At 59.2% G+C, this 18,153-nt stretch carries 17 protein-coding genes; 12 read left to right on the top strand and 5 right to left on the bottom strand.

Annotated elements, in window-relative coordinates:
- Window positions 1–4: 4 nt before the first annotated feature.
- Window positions 5–655, bottom strand: coding sequence for a hypothetical protein (locus BM035_RS12590; RefSeq protein WP_008176713.1), 651 nt, complete (start codon window positions 653–655; stop codon window positions 5–7).
- 206 nt (window positions 656–861) lie between these two features.
- Window positions 862–2,190 (bottom strand): MATE family efflux transporter, encoded by a 1,329-nt coding sequence (locus BM035_RS12595; protein ID WP_008176715.1) that lies wholly within the window; start codon window positions 2,188–2,190, stop codon window positions 862–864.
- A 200-nt stretch (window positions 2,191–2,390) separates the two neighbouring features.
- Between BM035_RS12595 and coxB the strand changes: the two genes are divergently transcribed.
- Genes coxB through BM035_RS12615 form a run of 4 tightly spaced genes read left to right on the top strand, consistent with a single transcriptional unit; the run spans window position 2,391 to window position 6,678 of the window.
- Window positions 2,391–3,515 (top strand): cytochrome c oxidase subunit II, encoded by a 1,125-nt coding sequence (coxB, locus tag BM035_RS12600; protein ID WP_092032205.1) that lies wholly within the window; start codon window positions 2,391–2,393, stop codon window positions 3,513–3,515.
- 57 nt (window positions 3,516–3,572) lie between these two features.
- Window positions 3,573–5,156 (top strand): cytochrome c oxidase subunit I, encoded by a 1,584-nt coding sequence (gene ctaD / locus BM035_RS12605; protein ID WP_041645872.1) that lies wholly within the window; start codon window positions 3,573–3,575, stop codon window positions 5,154–5,156.
- Between the two features lie 15 nt (window positions 5,157–5,171).
- Window positions 5,172–5,774, top strand: a complete 603-nt coding sequence (locus BM035_RS12610; RefSeq protein WP_092032207.1) for a cytochrome c oxidase assembly protein — start codon at window positions 5,172–5,174, stop codon at window positions 5,772–5,774.
- A gap of 16 nt (window positions 5,775–5,790) precedes the next feature.
- Window positions 5,791–6,678, top strand: coding sequence for a cytochrome c oxidase subunit 3 (locus BM035_RS12615; RefSeq protein WP_014578903.1), 888 nt, complete (start codon window positions 5,791–5,793; stop codon window positions 6,676–6,678).
- Between the two features lie 10 nt (window positions 6,679–6,688).
- On the opposite strand, the gene BM035_RS12620 is transcribed toward BM035_RS12615, so the two are convergent.
- Window positions 6,689–6,892 carry a twin transmembrane helix small protein gene (locus tag BM035_RS12620; protein ID WP_053113472.1) on the bottom strand — a complete coding sequence of 68 codons (204 nt, stop codon included), beginning with the start codon at window positions 6,890–6,892 and terminating at the stop codon, window positions 6,689–6,691.
- 80 nt (window positions 6,893–6,972) lie between these two features.
- Between BM035_RS12620 and BM035_RS12625 the strand changes: the two genes are divergently transcribed.
- The 6 genes from BM035_RS12625 to hrpB all read left to right on the top strand — a co-directional run bounded on the left by BM035_RS12625 (window position 6,973) and on the right by hrpB (window position 13,707).
- Window positions 6,973–7,710, top strand: a complete 738-nt coding sequence (locus BM035_RS12625) for an SURF1 family protein (RefSeq protein WP_092032210.1) — start codon at window positions 6,973–6,975, stop codon at window positions 7,708–7,710.
- Window positions 7,703–8,341: a hypothetical protein gene (locus BM035_RS12630; RefSeq protein WP_053113474.1), complete on the top strand. Its 639-nt coding sequence runs from the start codon at window positions 7,703–7,705 to the stop codon at window positions 8,339–8,341. The genes BM035_RS12625 and BM035_RS12630 overlap by 8 nt, the downstream gene beginning before the upstream one ends.
- 64 nt (window positions 8,342–8,405) lie before the next feature.
- Window positions 8,406–9,467 (top strand): COX15/CtaA family protein, encoded by a 1,062-nt coding sequence (locus BM035_RS12635; RefSeq protein WP_053113475.1) that lies wholly within the window; start codon window positions 8,406–8,408, stop codon window positions 9,465–9,467.
- On the top strand, window positions 9,464–10,384 hold the full coding sequence (gene cyoE, locus BM035_RS12640) for a heme o synthase (protein WP_008176734.1): 921 nt from the start codon (window positions 9,464–9,466) through the stop codon (window positions 10,382–10,384). The genes BM035_RS12635 and cyoE overlap by 4 nt, the downstream gene beginning before the upstream one ends.
- A gap of 148 nt (window positions 10,385–10,532) precedes the next feature.
- Complete coding sequence (locus tag BM035_RS12645) at window positions 10,533–11,204, top strand: SCO family protein (RefSeq protein ID WP_092032213.1); 672 nt, start codon at window positions 10,533–10,535, stop codon at window positions 11,202–11,204.
- Window positions 11,205–11,226: 22 nt separating this feature from the next.
- A complete protein-coding gene (gene hrpB / locus BM035_RS12650) occupies window positions 11,227–13,707 on the top strand; it encodes an ATP-dependent helicase HrpB (protein WP_092032215.1) in 2,481 nt (826 codons plus the stop codon).
- On the opposite strand, the gene BM035_RS12655 is transcribed toward hrpB, so the two are convergent.
- Entirely contained in the window at window positions 13,661–14,515 is an 855-nt protein-coding gene (locus BM035_RS12655; protein WP_092032218.1) for a translation initiation factor eIF-2B, read from the bottom strand. The genes hrpB and BM035_RS12655 overlap by 47 nt on opposite strands.
- Window positions 14,516–14,656: 141 nt before the next feature.
- Here BM035_RS12655 and BM035_RS12660 point away from each other — a divergent pair, with 141 nt between their 5' ends.
- Entirely contained in the window at window positions 14,657–15,475 is an 819-nt protein-coding gene (locus BM035_RS12660; RefSeq protein WP_092032221.1) for a hypothetical protein, read from the top strand.
- Between the two features lie 178 nt (window positions 15,476–15,653).
- The gene (locus BM035_RS12665; protein ID WP_092032223.1) at window positions 15,654–16,829 is read left to right on the top strand and encodes a type III PLP-dependent enzyme; all 1,176 of its coding nucleotides are present in this window, start codon (window positions 15,654–15,656) and stop codon (window positions 16,827–16,829) included.
- Between the two features lie 115 nt (window positions 16,830–16,944).
- Here BM035_RS12665 and BM035_RS12670 read toward each other — a convergent pair whose 3' ends face one another.
- Window positions 16,945–18,147, bottom strand: coding sequence for an MFS transporter (locus BM035_RS12670; RefSeq protein WP_092032226.1), 1,203 nt, complete (start codon window positions 18,145–18,147; stop codon window positions 16,945–16,947).
- Between the last annotated feature and the right edge of the window lie 6 nt (window positions 18,148–18,153).

Below are 18,153 nucleotides of genomic sequence, written 5' to 3' on the forward strand. Positions count from 1 at the left end.
CCTGTCAGGCCAGGCCGGACCCGAGAGAAAATCGAATGTGGTTCCTTACCAGCAGATTTTCCCAGTAATGCCGCATCCAGTCCCAGGCGGCGTTGTTCACCTGCTCGACAAACGGGTCGAGGTTGAGTTCGTAGTAGTCCGGCGTGCCTGCTATCTGCAACACGGTTACGGTGATGGAGTCGTCCAGCTCGTTGGCAAAGGGCTCGCCGATAAGCTGATGAGCCAGAAGATTAGCACGAGTTGCTTCCATATCCACGATTTCGCTGGCCCGGGTACACCGGTTGTTTTCGTACATTTCTTCCATCAACCGATGACAAAGGTAGGCGCGGATCAGTAGGCCATCGAGACCGTCGTAGCGAACCAGGAGCGCTGATGGCTGAGTAAAATACCGGATGGCGGCATTCACAAAGGGCTCAAACAGATCGGCTTTTCCGGCTTCCCGGGCACAGGCTTCAACGCATTCGATGAGCCTTGGTGCCATTTCGATGTACTCAACCACGAACTGGAACAGGCAGGTGGCGGGCTGATACCCCTCAATAGTGACCGCAGACGGGAGCGCGGCAACCTTTTCGTGAAGCTGTCGGAGGAAGGTCCCGGAGCGGGCTTCCTTGCGCCGCGCCTGGTCAATAATCTCAAGGACTACCTGTGGTGTCATTTCAGGAGAAGCCGATGTCTGAACGAATTGAGGTCGCAAGGCGCCTCCCGTTGTTAGCAACTGATAGCAACGAGTTCCCGGGCAGGAGAGGAGGGCTGGCTACCACATCGTGCCTGCCTTTTCAGACAAGTGTAGCCGAGATTTTTGCGACTGCTTTTCCGCTGTGATGAAAATACCCGGCTGTAATGTTACGGATTGAATCTGCGTCACTGGCTCTGGAACCAACGGTCGTTCCTGGTATGGGACCAGCACAGCCATCCCATGCTCAGGGCCCGCGCTACCATCAGAGAGATCAGCGCGAACCAGAGCCCGTGATTGCCCCAGCCCGTGGTCAGCCACCAGACCGGTGCAAACACGGCCAGGGCCGAAAACAGCATGGTGTTCTGCATGTCCCGGGTTCGGGTTGCGCCGATAAAAATCCCATCAAGAAGAAAGCCCCAGACTGCGGCAAAAGGTAGCAGCCAAAGCCAGGGCAGGTAGCGCCAGGCGGTGGCTCTCACTTCCTCGATACCGGTTAGCAGTGCAATGAGCCAATGCCCGCCGGCCACAAAAACAATGGTGAGCAAGAGGGCGCCCCAGAGTGACCATCGCAGGGCACTTCGAAAGACCACCCGGAAGCGCCGCCGGCTGCCTTTGCCGATAGCCTCGCCAATCAGCGCCTCGGCAGCATTGGCAAAACCGTCCAGGGCGTTGGAGATCAACAGAAGAAAGGTGATCAGAACGGCATTGGCAGCGAGGATGGTGTCTCCCTGACGGGCGCCCTGGGCGGTAAAAAATGCCAGCACCAATAACAGCGCGATGGTTCGGACCATGATGTAGCGGTTAACCTGGAGAATCCTCAGGTAATCCTCGAGTTTGCCGAACAGAGCCTTCGTCAGCCCCTGCCCCTCAGGCATTCGCCGTAATACGATCAGGAAACCGATGGCGGCGGCACCGTATTCGGCGATCACAGTGGCAATGGCCACGCCACGGCTGTTCCAGCCAAGCACGGTAACAAAAAGAATATCCAACACGATGTTCAGGCCGTTTGCTGCAATCAGCATGATCATCGGGCCCCGTGGAAACTGGGTGCCGATGAGCCAGCCAACCAGCGTGTACTGGCAGAGAACGGCCGGCGCGCTCCAGATCCGGATTCCGGCGTACTCGGCCGCCAGTTCGGTCACGTTGTCACTGGGATTCATCAGGCTCAGGCCGGTCTGTATCAGAGGCTGGTGAAACAGAATGAGAAGAAGGCCGATCCCGGTTGCCAACAGGATCGAGCGCAGCAGCAATGCCACCTGACTGAAGTTGTCCCGCTTGCCCCATGCCTGAGCGGCCAGGCCGGTCGTGCCCATGCGCATGAAGCCAAAGGTCCAGTACAGGATGCTGAACAGATTGGCACCAACGGCGACGGCGCCAAGATACTCCGGGCTTTCCAGGTGGCCGAGCACGGCCGTATCCACCAGTCCCAGGAGAGGGACGGTGAGGTTGGTGAGCATCAATGGCCAGGCCAGGGCCCAGAGACGTCGGTCGGTTGCCGGCAAGTTAAAAGGCATATGCGTTTTAATTCTTAAAAAATTCTGTTTAGCTTTTTTGGGTTTAGCCGATTTTTTAGTCTTTTTTTGATCTGTGTCTATACTCCAAGCTGAGTATCCGAAAGCAGGCTTCCACTCTGGTTTTGCGGTGTATGCGACGCCGAAAATGCCAGCGGGATAACGCAAAATCCGACAAGAATAACACTCTGTGGAGACACAGTATGCGCGTGCACGCTCAGCGGGCAGGTGCCCTTTTAGGCGGTCTGATGTTCCCCGCCTGGTCCATGGCGGACTGGACACTGAACATGACCCCCGGGGTGACCGGCACCAGTAATGACATTTTCAGCCTTCACATGACCATACTCTGGATCTGCGTCGTCATCGGCGTCGTGGTCTTCGGAGTCATGTTCTGGTCTATTTTTGCCCACCGAAAATCCCAGGGCGCCAAACCGGCCAACTTTCACGAGAACACCCTGGTAGAAATTCTCTGGACCATCATACCGTTTGTGATCCTCGTTGTTATGGCGATTCCTGCCACGGCGACCCTGGTCGACATGTATGACACCTCCGAATCGGAGGTGGACATCAAGATCACCGGGTATCAGTGGAAGTGGCAATACGAATATATCAATGAAGATTTCGGCTACTTTTCCAACCTGGCGACGCCACGTGACCAGATTGAGAACCGACAGGCCAAAGGTGAAAACTACCTTCTCGAGGTGGATAACCATCTGGTGATTCCGGTCGGGAAAAAGATTCGTTTTCTGGTAACGGCGAACGATGTTATCCACTCCTGGTGGGTGCCGGACTTTGGTGTCAAGAAAGATGCGATTCCAGGCTTCATCAACGAGACCTGGACCCGCGTCGACAAGCCCGGCATTTACCGCGGTCAGTGCACCGAACTTTGTGGCAAGGACCATGGCTTCATGCCGGTGGTTGTCGAGGCGGTTCCCGAGGAGGAATACAACACCTGGGTCGCGGAGAAGAAGGAAGCTGCCGAGCGCGAGCGCCAGTTGACCCAGAAAGACTGGACCATGGCCGAGCTGATGGAACGGGGCGAAAAAGCCTACCAGACCGCTTGTGCTGCCTGCCACCAGGCCGACGGCAGCGGTGCGCCACCGGCGTTCCCGGCGCTGAAGGGCAGTCCCATTGCAACCCAGGACATGGCGGCTCACATAGACATCGTTGTGAACGGCAAGTCCGGCACGGCCATGCAGGCTTTCGGCAACCAGCTGAGCGAAGTGGACCTGGCGGCGGTGATTACCTACGAGCGGAACGCCTGGGGTAACAACACCGGTGAAATGGTCACTCCGAAAGAAATTTTTGATTACAAGAACCAGCAGTAATCAACGCCAGATAACAGATATCACCAGCCACAATAAATGGCGGTAACGGGGGTTTTCATGAGTGCGGTTGCAGATACCCACGCCCAGGATCATCATCACGGCCCGGCAAAAGGCATCAGCCGCTGGCTGCTGACCACGAACCACAAGGATATCGGGACCATGTACCTGATATTCAGCTTTGCCATGTTCCTGTTGGGCGGGAGCATGGCCATGGTCATCCGGGCAGAACTCTTCCAGCCCGGGCTGCAGATCGTGCAGCCGGAATTCTTCAACCAGATGACCACGATGCATGGTCTGATCATGGTCTTTGGTGCGGTCATGCCGGCGTTTGTCGGCCTTGCCAACTGGATGCTGCCCTTGATGATCGGGGCTCCAGACATGGCGCTGCCCCGGATGAACAACTGGAGCTTCTGGCTGCTGCCCTGCGCCTTCCTGATTCTGGTTTCCACCCTGTTCATGGAAGGCGGCGGTCCCAACTTCGGCTGGACCTTCTACGCGCCCCTGTCCACAACCTACGGGCCGCCGAGCACGACCTTCTTCATTTTCGCGGTCCACATCATGGGTATCTCGTCGATCATGGGCGCGATCAACGTGATCGCCACCATCCTGAACCTCCGGGCGCCGGGCATGACCCTGATGAAGATGCCCCTGTTTGTCTGGACCTGGCTGATTACGGCGTTCCTGCTGATTGCGGTGATGCCGGTCCTGGCCGGTGTGGTGACCATGATGCTGATGGACATCAACTTCGGCACCAGCTTCTTTGACGCCTCCGGCGGCGGCGATCCGGTACTGTTCCAGCACGTGTTCTGGTTCTTCGGGCACCCCGAGGTATACATCATGATCCTCCCGGCCTTCGGGGCGGTCTCCCATATCATTCCGGCATTTTCCCGCAAACCCCTGTTTGGCTATGCCTCCATGGTCTATGCGGTCGGTGCCATTGCCCTGCTGTCTTTCGTGGTCTGGGCCCACCACATGTTCACCGTTGGCATTCCCATCGTTGGCCAGCTGTTCTTCATGTACGCCACCATGCTGATCGCGGTGCCCACCGGGGTGAAGGTGTTCAACTGGGTGGCCACCATGTTCCGGGGTTCTCTCACCTTTGAGGCGCCCATGCTGTTTGCCGTGGCCTTCGTGATCCTGTTCACCATTGGAGGTTTCTCCGGTCTGATGCTGGCCATCGCGCCGGCTGACTTCCAGTACCACGATACCTATTTCGTGGTTGCCCACTTCCACTATGTGCTGGTGCCGGGTGCCATCTTCGGGATCTTCGCTTCGGCTTACTTCTGGCTGCCCAAGTGGACCGGGCACATGTATGACGAAACCCTGGCCAAGACCCATTTCTGGCTGTCTTTTGTTGGCATGAACCTGGCGTTCTTCCCGATGCACTTCCTGGGACTGGCAGGCATGCCACGACGGATTCCGGATTACGCGCTGCAGTTCGCCGATTTCAACATGGTTTCCAGTGTCGGTGCATTCATGTTCGGTGCCACACAGCTGTTGTTCCTGTTTATCGTGGTCAAGTGCATCAGGGGTGGCAAAGAGGCGGCCGCCAAGCCCTGGGATGGTGCCGAAGGTCTTGAGTGGACCGTGCCCTCACCGGCGCCTTACCACACCTTCTCGACACCACCGGAAGTTAAGTAACCGGAGGCCGGCACCATGTCGAACCAGCAGGCAAACAAGGCAGGCGCATCCCGCAGCACCAACCGTGTTGTGGGTTGGTGCCTGGCCGGGGTAGTTGGCATGTTTGCCTTCGGCTTTGCCATGGTGCCTCTCTACAACGTGTTCTGTGAGATTACCGGGATAAACGGCAAAACCGGCGGGCGATACGAGTCCACCGAGGTGGCCGAAGCTGACATGAGCCGGACGGTAAAAGTTCAGTTTCTTGCGTCCAATGGCCCGGGAATGACCTGGAAGTTTCGCCCGGTTGTGCGCTCCGTGGAAGTGCATCCCGGAGAGCCGACGACGGTGAACTTCTATGCCGAGAACCCCACGGCCGAGCCGATGGTCGGGCAGGCGGTTCCCAGCCTTGCGCCCTCGGAAGGCACGCTCTACTTCCACAAGACCGAGTGCTTCTGCTTCAACCAGCAACCGCTTGAAGCCGGCGAAAGCACTGAAATGCCCCTGATTTTTATCGTCGATAAAGACCTGCCGGCGCACATCACGAAACTCACCCTGTCCTATACGCTTTACGATCAGGGCAAGCAGCCGGCGGTAACGCAAACTTCCCGGAAAGACACAACAACAAACGATAACGGATAAGCCATCGGAGACTGTCATGGCGGAAAACCAGACCTACTACGTTCCGGAACAGAGCAAGTGGCCCATCATTGCGACGGTTGGCCTCGGCGTGACCCTCTATGGGGTTGCGGCCATCATGGTCAACGGCAAGCAGGGCGAGAGCACCACCGGTGCCTGGATCATGTTCATGATTGGCGCCATCATCATGGCGTACATGTTGTTCGGCTGGTTCGGGAACGTCATCAAGGAAAGCCGGGCCGGGCTTTACAGTCCGCAGATGGATCGTTCTTTCCGCTGGGGCATGAGCTGGTTTATTTTCTCGGAAGTGATGTTCTTCGCCGCGTTTTTCGGGGCCCTGTTTTACGTTCGGGTTTTCGCTGTGCCCTGGCTGGGTGGCGAGGGCGACCGGGGTTCCTCCAACATGCTGTGGGAAGGCTTTCAGTCGAGCTGGCCTCTCATCAATAACCCTAGCCCGGAGGCCTACCCCGGACCCAAAGAGGTCATCAGTGCATGGGGCTTGCCGTTGATGAATACCATTCTGCTGGTGACATCTTCCTTCACGGTAACCGTGGCTCACCATGCCCTGAAGGCGGGCAATCGGGCGAAAACCAAGCTCTGGCTTGCCCTGACCATTGCGCTGGCCATCGTGTTCGTGTTTGTCCAGGGCTATGAGTACATGCACGCCTACCAGGACCTCGATTTGACTCTGCAATCCGGGATCTACGGCAGCACCTTCTTCATGCTGACAGGCTTCCACGGGGCACATGTGATTCTCGGGTCTCTGATGCTGATCATCATGCTGATTCGCATAAACAAAGGCCACTTCACGGCCGATAATCACTTCGGGTTTGAAGCGGCGGCCTGGTACTGGCACTTTGTGGACGTGGTGTGGCTTGGTCTCTTTGTCTTTGTCTACATTCTCTGAAAAAGGTTGATCAGGGCGTCGGGTTCAATGTCAGGGCGCCCTGCCACAGAGCAATCAGAATGACCGCCAGGAGCAGTATGCTGAGTGTGACCCGAACCGCCAGGGAGTTCACCACCCGGTTGGTTTTGCCGCCATCCTTGATGAGAAAGAACAGGCCACTGAACAGACTCACCACGACGGCAAGCATCAGAAAAACGATAAAGCCCTTGAGCATGGGAGTTCCTGTTTTTGTAGGTGCAGTGAATGTACGGGCAGGAACAGGTTCCAGACCCGTTGAGGTCACTATAGCAGAGCATGTCTGATTCGCAGGGCCAACACCGTCAATGGCACTTTGACTGGCGATTGCTGGTGTTCAGCGGCGTCTTCCTGCCCATACTTATTGGCCTCGGTGTCTGGCAGCTGAATCGGGCGGAAGAAAAGCAGCTTCTGCTGAACCAGTGGCAGCAGGAAGCGGAAAACCGGGCCTGGCAGGACATGGAGTCCGGTGATCTGACCCGTGGTCGGCCTCTGACACTGACCGGGATGTACGGAAGCCGAAACTGGCTGCTGGATAACCGGACCCGTGATGGCATCCCGGGTTATGAAGTCCTGACAGAGTTTCGTCCTCTGGAAGGGCCGCCGATTGTGGTTAATCGCGGTTGGGTCCAGGCGCCGCGAACCCGGGATCAGCTCCCGCAGCTGGAAACGCCGGAAGGGATTTTTACCCTGGAAGGTCGACTCAGTGACTATCCGGTGCCGCCGGTGCTGGTGGATCAGCCAGAGGCAGGCGGTCCGTGGCCCCGGCGGGTACAGAGTCTGTCCGGAGAGGCCGCACGAAAGGAGATTCCGGATCTTCCCGACAAAATAGTAAGGCTTTCCGGCAATCGCCAGCCGGGCGCTTACCGGGCGGATTGGGAACCGGACCTGATGGGGCCACAAACCCATTACGGATATGCCACGCAATGGTTTGCGCTGGCCGTGGCGCTGACTATATTGACTATAGTGGCGAGTTACCGAAAGACAGGAGCCAATAATGACAATGACAATGGCTAACCGGATATCCGACCAGGAACACAACGAAGGGCCAACCCCGGAACAGGTGCGTCGCGGCCGTCGCACGGCATTCCTCCTGTTTGCGCTGGGTTTTGGCCCGATGATTGTTGCAACCATCATGTTTTATACCGGCTGGCTGAACCCGGCCGGCCACACCAATAACGGCGTTTTGCTCCAGCCAGTGGCCCCGGTTTCAACGCTCAATCTCGAAACGGCTTCCGGTACTCCGCTGGCAGAACGCTTTGGCCCGGAAAAAATCGATCCGGACTGGCTCATGATTGTGGCTGCCGGCCAATGTGGCAGTCAGTGCGAAGAGCTGCTCTATCTGGCCAGGCAGGTGAATATCGCCCTTGGCAAGAACGCCAACCGGGTCTCCCGGGCTGCCGCACTGGGTAGTGTGCCCTCCGATCTGCAGGCGCGTTGGTCCTCCGAATACAGCTCCATGGAGCGCCTTGTGCCTGCGGCGGGTGCCCGGCCGGACTGGCCAGCCGGTATCAATCCGGAAGCGGAGCCGCGCATCCTGCTGGTTGATCCGTTCGGTAATGTGATGATGCATTACGGTTCCGAGCATACTGGTAAGGATATGCTGGAGGACCTGAAACACCTGCTCAAACTGTCGCAGATCGGTTAATGGCCAGAGCGGAGAGTCAGCCTTGAATCAGTCATCTGTTTCCCCAACTACGGCAGCCCACAAGATGGCAAAGTGGGCAACCTTTGCCGTTTTGCTGGCGGTTGTCGTGATCATGCTGGGTGCCTGGACCCGCCTGGTGCACGCAGGGCTGGGGTGTCCTGACTGGCCCGGGTGCTATGGTTTTCTCACGGTGCCCCAGAGCGAATCGAACATTGCCATAGCGAATGCCCGTTTTCCCGATACGCCGGTGGATGTGCAAAAAGGCTGGCCCGAAATGATCCACCGTTACGCCGCCGGCACCCTGGGGCTGGTGGTGTTCGGCCTGGCGGCCTACGCGGTTCGTAACCGGCGCCAGGGTGTTCCGGTAAAGCTGCCTTTGTTTATCGCCGGTTTCATCATTCTTCAGGGCGCTTTCGGCATGTGGACGGTGACCCTGAAACTGTGGCCCCAGGTGGTGGCGCTGCACCTGCTTGGCGGCTTTACCACCCTGAGTCTCCTGACGCTGCTGGCCCTCCGGTTGCGACGTCAGGCCAGACGGACAGGGGATCGGGAGCCCCCGCCATCCAATGCCCTGTCCGGTTTCCGGCCCTGGCTCTATGGCGGGCTGCTGTTAGTGGTGATGCAGATTGCCCTGGGGGCCTGGACAGCGGCCAACTACGCGGCCGTTGCCTGTACCGATCTGCCCACCTGTCAGGGCCAGTGGTGGCCTGAGGGCATGGATTTCCGGCACGGCTTTGACGTGACCCAGCATGTGGGCCCGAACTACCTGGGTGGCCAGCTGACGGCGGATGGCCGGGTGGCCATTCATGTCACTCACAGACTCGGTGCCATGCTGGTGCTGGTCTATTTCGCCGCATTACTGGCGTTGATGTGGCGTCGACGTGGTGATTCCGGCCTGGATAACGCCATCCGGCTGGTGGCGGTCCTGCTGGGTGTTCAGATCCTGTTGGGTCTGGCCAACGTAATTTTCCATATTCCCCTGTCCATCGCCGTGGCCCACAACGCCATGGGCGCAGGTCTGCTGTTGTCAGTCATTCACCTGATCTGGCGGCATCAGCTGTTACTCGAACCACATAGCATCCCGGCAACACACACAACAACAATGAACCAGGAGGTTACGGCATGAGCGAGCAAGTGGAAGCACTGCCGGCCCAGGCAATTGCGAGCGACTCCAGAACAACCATTTCCTGGCGTGACTTTCTGGAGCTGACCAAGCCCAGGGTTGTCGCGCTGATGATCCTTACCTCGGTGATCGGCATGCTGCTGGCGGCGCCAGGCGTGCCCGGTTGGGGCGTGTTGGTCTGGGGCAATCTGGGTATTGCCCTGCTTGCCGGCTCGGCTGCGGTGGTCAACCATGTGGTAGACCAGAAAATTGACACCGTCATGGCTCGCACCCGCAAGCGCCCGGTGGCCACAGGCAAGATCTCGCCTCTGGATGCGATCCTGTTCGCAACGATACTCGCGTGTGTTGGTATGGCCGTGCTGATGTGGCAGGTGAACCACCTCACTGCCTGGCTGACCCTCGCCTCCCTGGTGGGTTACGCTGGTGTCTATACCCTGTTCCTCAAGCGTGCTACGCCCCAGAACATCACCATCGGAGGTCTTGCCGGGGCCATGCCACCGTTGTTGGGCTGGACCGCTGTGACCGGCCAGGTTGAGGGCCACGCTCTGCTGCTGGTGCTGATCATTTTTGCCTGGACCCCGCCGCATTTCTGGGCTCTGGCTATCCATCGCAAGGAAGAGTACGCCAAGGCGGGCATTCCCATGCTGCCGGTCACCCATGGCAACAAGTTCACCGAGCTGCACATCCTGCTCTACACCCTGATGTTGCTGGCGGTCAGTCTGCTACCTTTTGTCACAGGCATGTCCGGCGGTATCTACCTGGTGGGCGCCCTGGCCCTTGGCCTGCGCTTTCTGCAGTATGCGGTAAGGCTGTTGAAGGGTGACGATCGGCGGGTGGCCCTGAATACCTTCAAGTATTCCATCACTTACCTCATGGCCCTGTTTGTGGTATTGCTTGTGGATCATTTTGTATTCTTTTGAGTCAGACATTGTGCTGACGCAGGCGGGGATGGCTTTCCGAAACACGCTGTAAATACGTCCGTGTACGCCCGGCTACGCCATCCATGGCTCCGCACGGTTTCGGAAAGCCATCCCCGTCTGCTTATCTGATCAACGAAGTGGACCACCCATGAAAAGCTCCAGCTCTATTCGCCTTACCCTGTTCTGCCTTCTGCTAATCGTTGTTCTGATCTTTGGACTGGTTGTCGGACGGCAGGTGTTCCTGGTGGGTAACCAGGAACCGATTCCGGCGCCGGAGCTGACGGAGTTCAATACGTATGTCTATGATCAGCCTCGTCAATTGGCAGAGTTCACGCTGACGGATGAGAACGGTGAAACGGTCACGCGGGAGAGTCTGAGGGGTCGCTGGACCATTGCATTCATGGGCTACACCAATTGCCCGGATATCTGCCCGGCAGCCATGGCCAATTTGCGCCAGACCGACAAGCTGCTGTCCAAGGAATTGCCCCAGCCTGACTATCTGCTGGTCAGCGCCGATCCGGAGCACGATACGCCGGAGAAACTCAAAGCCTACACGGATTTCTTCGGTGAAAATTTCCATGGTCTGACCGGAGATCTGGACACCTTGCGGGAACTGGCCAAAAGCCTGAACGCGGTGTTTGTCCATCGTGAGGTCGATGGCGAGCTGCTGGTGGATCACAGCGGCCATTTTGCGCTGCTGAACCCCGACGGTGAACTTGCTGCTGTGATCCAGCCGCCCCATAATCCGCACAACCTGGCCGAGGCCTTTGAGCGGATTTACCAGTGGGCAAAGGCCAATCGGGAACGGGTGAGCTCCTGACGCTTCAGAAACCCGGAATCCGATGCTCCCTATTGATGCCATTCTTCCAGACCTGAATGCGGCCCTGGAAAGCACGACTACTGTACTTCTGCAGGCTCCGCCCGGTGCCGGTAAAACCACCCGTGTGCCTGCCGCCCTTCTGGATGCGCCCTGGCGCGGTGACGGCAAGATCCTGATGCTGGAGCCCCGTCGGCTTGCAGCTCGCTCTGCCGCCCGGTTCATGGCCCGGCAACTCAATGAACAGCCCGGACAGACGGTAGGCTATCGCACAAGGCTGGATACCCGTGTGTCTGCGGCCACCCGGATCGAAGTCGTGACCGAAGGCATCCTGACCCGGCTGATCCAGGCGGATCCGATGCTGGAGGAGTACGCGGCGGTCATCTTTGATGAGTTCCATGAGCGCTCTTTGCAGGCGGATCTGGGCCTGGCCCTGGTGCGGGAATCGCAGCAGGCGTTGCGGGAGGATCTGCGGTTGCTGGTGATGTCCGCAACCCTGGATACCGGGCCGATTGCGCAAGTGCTTGGAGACGTTCCCGTAATAACCAGTGAAGGACGGGCGTTTCCGGTCGATGTTCATTACCGGCCGTTGCCGCGCAGTGGCCGCATGGTGGATCAGGTTACCGCTGTGGTTCGGGAGGCATTGGCTGATCAAAGCGGCTCACTGCTGGTGTTTCTGCCCGGTGTGGGTGAGATACGTCGGGTTGAGCAACAGCTCCGTGCAAACCTGCCGGACCGGGTGATGCTTGCTCCACTATACGGCAATCTGAAATCGGAGCAGCAGGACCAGGCAATCTCACCGGCTCCCGAAGGCCAGCGCAAGGTGGTGTTGGCTACGGCTATTGCCGAAACCAGTCTGACCATTGAAGGGGTTCGGGTTGTTATCGATTGCGGTCAGCAGCGTCGGGCCGTTTTTGATCCCAACAGTGGCATGACCCGCCTGGTCACTGGCCGGGTATCCAGGGCTTCTGCGGAACAGCGTAAAGGCCGGGCCGGCCGGATGGAGCCCGGGGTCTGTTATCGATTGTGGAGCGAATCGGAACAGTTCGGATTGGCCGATTACACGCCGCCCGAAATTCTGGAGGCCGATCTGGCACCCTTGGTGCTGGAATTAGCCCAGTGGGGCGCGCGGGAAGCCGATGCCGTCGCCTGGATTGATAAGCCCCCTGCCGCCCATTGGAGGCAGGCTGTGGCCCTCCTGCGGTGGCTCGATCTGCTCGATTCAGACGGAGCTATTACGGACCACGGCAAAGCGGCCCGGGAGCTGGGTATACACCCGCGACTGGCGCATATGGTGCTGAAAGGCCGTTCTATAGGGCTCGGAGGCGCGGCTGCGGCCGTGGCCGCCTTGCTGGAAGAGCGTGATCTCCTGGGCCCCGGAACTGGTGCGGACATGCACGAGCGGGTTCGGGTGTTCTTCGGGGAACGGCGGGATCGCACGCTGGATGTCGCTCGCCTGAAGGCTGTACGCCAGTCGGCCCGGCGTCTTTCCGGGCCCGGGACGACTGAGGCAACACCGCCCTCGGAGACCGAAATCGGCCGATTGCTTGCCCTGGCCTATCCGGACCGTATTGCCAGGCGGCGATCGGATAAGGCGGCGAGGTATCAGCTCAGTAATGGCAAAGGTGCGGTACTGAGAGAGGATGATCCCCTGGCACGGCACGAGTGGCTGGTGGCGGCCGAGCTGGATGGCCAGGCCCGCGAAGCCACGATTTACCTGGCCGCGCCGGTGGACATTCCGGACCTGGAGCTCGACCTGGCTGACCACATACAGGAGATCGAAGAGGCACTGTGGGACGACAGCCAGGGTAAAATTCTGGCGCGGCGTGCGCGAAAACTGGGTGAACTCGTGCTTCAGGAAAAGCCGCTCGGCCGGGTGGATCCGGAACTGGTCCGGCAGGGGCTGCTCAGCGCGATTCGGAAGAAGGGCCTGGAAAGCCTGCCCTGGAGTGATGGCAGTCGCCAGTGGCGTGCCCGAATGAGGTTGCTCGCCAGAACCTTCCCGGATTCCGGCTGGCCGGACACCGATGACGCGGCGTTACTGGATAGTCTCGAGGTTTGGCTGGGCCCGTTTCTGGTCGGCATGACCCGATGGTCCGATCTGGCCCGGATCGACTTGCTGGCGGCCCTTAACAGCCTGATTGATTACCCGTCCCAGCAGCAGCTTCAGAGTCTGGCGCCAACACATCTGACCATACCGACCGGCCAGCGGGTGAGTCTGGATTACACCGCCGACAATGGCCCGGTGTTGGCGGCCAAGCTCCAGGCGCTGTTTGGCTGGAAAGAAACCCCTGCCGTTGCCGGTGGGCGGGTACCGGTGGTGCTTCATCTGTTGTCCCCCGCGCAACGGCCTCTGGCGGTCACCGCCGATCTGGCCAGTTTCTGGCATAACGCCTACCCCGAGGTGCGCAAGGATATGCGTGGGCGGTATCCCAAGCATCCCTGGCCGGAAGATCCGTTTACCGCCGAGGCTCAGCAGGGCACGAAAAAACGCCCAACTCGCTGATGCGTTTGCTGACCAGCGCGTGTGGCACCCGCTCAAAGTAGATATTCCGTGGCGTTATCCAGTCTCCCGGCGGTGCGTTGAGTTCTTCCGCGGGCATTTCCTCGAGTTCAACCGACCCGGGGTCGGCGTCGCTGTTCCGGAAGCTGTCGGCAAGAACCCAGAGGGGCTTCCCGGCCGCATGGGCCGCCAGAGCCAACAAGTGTGTACCGCTTTTGTTGATAAAATGCCCATTGGAAAGCCAGGTATCGCACCCGGTGATCACCAGGTCAGCCTGGGGCACAAACAGTCCCATCTGCGCATCGGTGATTAGGGTGACGGGTATGGCTAGCTCGTTCAGCGCCCGTGCCAGGGAGTGGCCCTCGAAGCCCGGGCTGCTCTGGGTGCAGATGACAGAGAAGGCCTGGCGCTGTTCCGCCATGTTACGAAACAGCGCCAGCACTGCGGAGCTGGCGCTATGGGTCAGTATCACCGGCGACCCTGGCAGAAGATCGAGGGCGTGCCGGACAATGGTTCCGGTGGCATTTTCCAGCTGGTCTTTGATGTCCATGACGGCCTGCCGTGCGACCTGAACATCACTGGATAGACGCTGCTCGATCATGGCCAGTGCATTGCCAATCGCGATCATGCTAGGGCGTGCCGCCCGGAGTTCTGCCAGTAGCCTCAGAAATGTCTCGCCCTCTGGCTCGACCTCGTCCAGGTAAGATAGCAGTTGATCGAGGGTGTTCAGTGCCAGCTGTGTAGCGCCTGACCGGGAGTCCGCTTTAAGTGCGGCCAGAATAGACTCTGCCCTCGCATCAAGTTCCTGCATTCCGCCCTCCCGTGCTTCTGTGCTGCTTCAAGGGTAGCACCTGTACGGTCTTTTCCTGATGTCCGGACGTGAAAATAGCACTTGCCTGAATGTCAGCCCTGTATAAAATACGCGCAATTCAACCCCGAGTGCGCAGTATCCATGCACCTTGTTTCCTTCGATATTTTCCGAACCCTCGGTTTTCCCGACACCACCGTCCTCAAGCCGGAGCAGTTTCTGCGCCATAAAGAACTGTTGCGGGAAGCGGATTGGGTCCTGTTCCCAGAATACTGGCAGCTGAATGCCCTGGTTCACGGTCTCAAGTGCCGGGTGTTTCCCAGCGAAGCCAGCTACCGCATCGGCCACGACAAGGTGGAGATGACCCGTGCATTCCAGGCAGTGGCCCCGGAGCACACGCCCTGGACCATGATTGAGGCCAACGGCCCGGTGGAACGTGACATGATCTGGGATGCCATGGTGCATCCGTTCGTTGCAAAGCTCCCCAAGGCCAGCATGGGCGAAGGCGTCTGGCTGATTGAATCCCGTGAGGACTGGCGCCGCTACTGCGAACGCACCGACGTGCTCTACGGCCAGGAATACCTCCCTCTGGACCGGGATGCGCGAGTTGTGGTGGTTGGCGATCAGGTGCTGACGGCTTACTGGCGAACCCAGGCCGATCAGGGCTTCTACAACAATGTGGCCCGGGGTGGCCGCATTGACAACAGTCCGGTTCCCCCGGTGATGACGGACCTGGCGTTGCGGCTGGCCAGGGATCTGGGTGTTGATCACGCAGGCTTTGATATTGCGCTGGTGGATGGCCACCCTTACGTACTGGAATTCAACCGGCTGTTCGGAAACAAGGGATTGGGCCAGGGCACGGAGCTCCAGGAGGCGATTCTCGGCTATCTCCGGGAACAGACCGAACCGGAAGACCCGGACGGCCCCACCGAACCACCGCCGATATGGCCGGTGGCGGTCTAGGAATTCCCGCCAGAATTCATGCCAGTGGCGTTGCCAGTATTGCCCATTACTTATGGGTAGATATGCTCATATCCGGGCCCTCAAAAAAGCCCGATGATCGCGCTATCTAACGGGTGCTGCAGCGTTGCTGTAGTGCCTTTTTTTATGCCTGTTTGCCCTGTGGAGGGACACACCACCCATGACCGAAGCCGCTAACGCCAATATCGCCGATTACTACGAAGCCGACACGTTCAAGCGCATCAAGGACTTTGCCGACGGCAAGGAAACTCCGTTTGTGGTGATCGACACCGCAACGATTGACCGTCAGTACGACGAGCTGGTCGAGGGTTTCCCCTACGCCAAGGTTTACTATGCGGTGAAAGCCAACCCGGCCCCGCAGATCCTGACCATGCTGCGCGACAAGGGTGCCTCTTTCGATATCGCGTCGGTTTACGAGCTGGACAAGGTGATGGCCCTGGGTGTGACCGGTGAGCGGATCAGCTACGGCAATACCATCAAGAAGGCGAAGGACATTCGCACCTTCTACGAGAAAGGCGTTCGTATGTTTGCCACCGACTCGGAGGCAGACCTTCGCAACATCGCCAAGGCGGCCCCGGGCTCGAAAGTGTATGTGCGTATCCTGACCGAAGGTACCCTGACGGCAGACTGGCCGCTGTCCCGCAAGTTCGGCTGCCAGACCGACATGGCCATGGACCTGCTGATCCTTGCCCGTGACCTGGGTCTGGTGCCCTACGGCGTGTCGTTTCACGTCGGTTCCCAGCAGCGCGAGATTGGCGCCTGGGATGCGGCCCTGAACAAGGTGAAGGTGATTTTCGAGCGTCTGAAGGAAGAAGACGGTATCGAGCTGAAGATGATCAACATGGGCGGTGGTTTCCCGGCCAACTACATCACTCGCACCAATGAGCTGAGGGTGTACGCGGAGGAGATTGCCCGCTTCCTGCACGAGGACTTTGGTGCCGAGCTGCCGGAGATCATCATCGAGCCGGGCCGATCGCTGATTTCCAACGCCGGTGTTCTTGTGAGCGAGGTGGTTCTGATTTCCCGGAAATCCCGTACTGCCCTGCATCGCTGGGTGTTTACCGATGTGGGCAAGTTTTCAGGCCTGATCGAGACGCTGGATGAGGCCATCAAGTTTCCGATCTGGACGGAAAAAGTGGGCGAAGGCGAGGATTGTGTGATTGCCGGGCCGACCTGTGACAGTGCCGATATCATGTATGAGCATCACAAGTATCCGTTGCCGTTGAATCTGGCGATTGGGGATCGGATGTATTGGCTGTCTACCGGAGCCTATACGACGACCTACAGTGCCATTGAGTTTAATGGGTTTCCTCCGTTGAAGGACTATTACATCTGACCCTGTATTAGTTTGGAGTCTGGCCGCGGGGCGGGGGATGTAATACCCCCGCCCCACGGCCGTTCCGGCTGTATACGGGGAGTCCGCGAAGGGAAAATTGGTATTCAGAGAAGGATCAGCTTTCGGGCTGGTCCTTTTTTCGTTCCAGGTTCAGGGTAAAGGCCAGGGGCAAGACCAGCAGGCCGTAGGTGATCATCAGCATCAGGGCGTGGCGGGCATCGCCGGTCCAGTCGGCGACGACACCGCCAAGCATAGGCACGCAAAAAGCGACGGTGTAACCGACCAGGAAGGTGCCGGCGGAGAGGCGGCCAGTTTCGGCGGCGGAGACCACCAGCGGGGGTATCGCTACGAGCAGGATCAGGAGCATGCCGGCGACCAGGCTCATGAGAGTGGCGCTGACGATGGACCACCAGCCGGTAAGCATGACCGCGCCAATGGCGCCGAGCAGGCTGATGCTGGCCAGGGTGGCGATGACGCCACGACGCCCGACCCAGTAGCGCGCCATTTTCAGCATGATCAGGGAGGCGAAGACCTGGGCAAGGTTGTACCAGAACAGGGCATCCGGCAGTTTGTCGAACTGGCCCTGATGCTGCAGCAGGTTGCCCATGTACGCGTTGAGGCCAAAAAACAGCGAGCCGGAGAGGCCGAGCAGTAGACCGATTCTCAGGGTCAAGGGGTTATGCCAGTCCGGTAGCCAGGCTACTTTTCGCACCGGTTTGGCCCGGTCCCGTTTGGGCAGGAACAGGGCTGCGGCAACCAGCAGCGCCGGGAGTGACCAGGCCACCAGGGTGGCGCGCCAGCTGTTGTCCAGCAGGGGCATGAGCACAGGCAGCGTGATGCCGGCACCGATGAATTCACCCATCAGCATGCCGTTCATGTAGATCGCAGAGCCTAACGCGAGGTGGTGGGGTTCCAGCCACCGGGGCAGTAGTGCCGGCAGAGATGGTTGCATCATGGAGACGCCGATGCCCATGACGGCACTGGCAAGCATCAGGGTCAGGGTGTCGGGCATCAGGCCGCGCCCGGCGGAGCCGATCACCATGATCACCATGGCCAGAGCCAGGGTATTGCGGGGGCCAGTCCGGGCAATGGCCAGTGAGCCGGGCATGGAGCCGATGGCCAGCATCAGGATGGGCAGGGTGGTCAGGGCGCCGGTGAGTGCCTGGGTGAGTGCCAGTTCGTCGCTGATGAACGGCGCCAGGGGCGGCGCGACCAGTACCGGTATCCGCAGGTAAACGCCGGCCAGCCAAAGCAACACCGCCACCGGCAGCAGCTTCGCTGGCGGTGGCGGTGTGGTCGCGGCCTGGTGTTCAGCCACGGGCAA

Source organism: Marinobacter sp. DSM 26671 (assembly GCF_900112835.1).
Taxonomy (GTDB): Bacteria; Pseudomonadota; Gammaproteobacteria; order Pseudomonadales; family Oleiphilaceae; genus Marinobacter; species Marinobacter flavimaris.

Excerpts from the sequence above, each read along its gene's own strand:
- BM035_RS12590 (WP_008176713.1), bottom strand. The coding sequence starts at position 655 with ATGACACCACAGGTAGTCCTTGAGATTATTGACCAGGCGCGGCGCAAG.
- BM035_RS12595 (WP_008176715.1), bottom strand. The coding sequence starts at position 2,190 with ATGCCTTTTAACTTGCCGGCAACCGACCGACGTCTCTGGGCCCTGGCC.
- coxB (WP_092032205.1), top strand. The coding sequence starts at position 2,391 with ATGCGCGTGCACGCTCAGCGGGCAGGTGCCCTTTTAGGCGGTCTGATG.
- ctaD (WP_041645872.1), top strand. The coding sequence starts at position 3,573 with ATGAGTGCGGTTGCAGATACCCACGCCCAGGATCATCATCACGGCCCG.
- BM035_RS12610 (WP_092032207.1), top strand. The coding sequence starts at position 5,172 with ATGTCGAACCAGCAGGCAAACAAGGCAGGCGCATCCCGCAGCACCAAC.
- BM035_RS12615 (WP_014578903.1), top strand. The coding sequence starts at position 5,791 with ATGGCGGAAAACCAGACCTACTACGTTCCGGAACAGAGCAAGTGGCCC.
- BM035_RS12620 (WP_053113472.1), bottom strand. The coding sequence starts at position 6,892 with ATGCTCAAGGGCTTTATCGTTTTTCTGATGCTTGCCGTCGTGGTGAGT.
- BM035_RS12625 (WP_092032210.1), top strand. The coding sequence starts at position 6,973 with ATGTCTGATTCGCAGGGCCAACACCGTCAATGGCACTTTGACTGGCGA.
- BM035_RS12630 (WP_053113474.1), top strand. The coding sequence starts at position 7,703 with ATGGCTAACCGGATATCCGACCAGGAACACAACGAAGGGCCAACCCCG.
- BM035_RS12635 (WP_053113475.1), top strand. The coding sequence starts at position 8,406 with ATGGCAAAGTGGGCAACCTTTGCCGTTTTGCTGGCGGTTGTCGTGATC.
- cyoE (WP_008176734.1), top strand. The coding sequence starts at position 9,464 with ATGAGCGAGCAAGTGGAAGCACTGCCGGCCCAGGCAATTGCGAGCGAC.
- BM035_RS12645 (WP_092032213.1), top strand. The coding sequence starts at position 10,533 with ATGAAAAGCTCCAGCTCTATTCGCCTTACCCTGTTCTGCCTTCTGCTA.
- hrpB (WP_092032215.1), top strand. The coding sequence starts at position 11,227 with ATGCTCCCTATTGATGCCATTCTTCCAGACCTGAATGCGGCCCTGGAA.
- BM035_RS12655 (WP_092032218.1), bottom strand. The coding sequence starts at position 14,515 with ATGCAGGAACTTGATGCGAGGGCAGAGTCTATTCTGGCCGCACTTAAA.
- BM035_RS12660 (WP_092032221.1), top strand. The coding sequence starts at position 14,657 with ATGCACCTTGTTTCCTTCGATATTTTCCGAACCCTCGGTTTTCCCGAC.
- BM035_RS12665 (WP_092032223.1), top strand. The coding sequence starts at position 15,654 with ATGACCGAAGCCGCTAACGCCAATATCGCCGATTACTACGAAGCCGAC.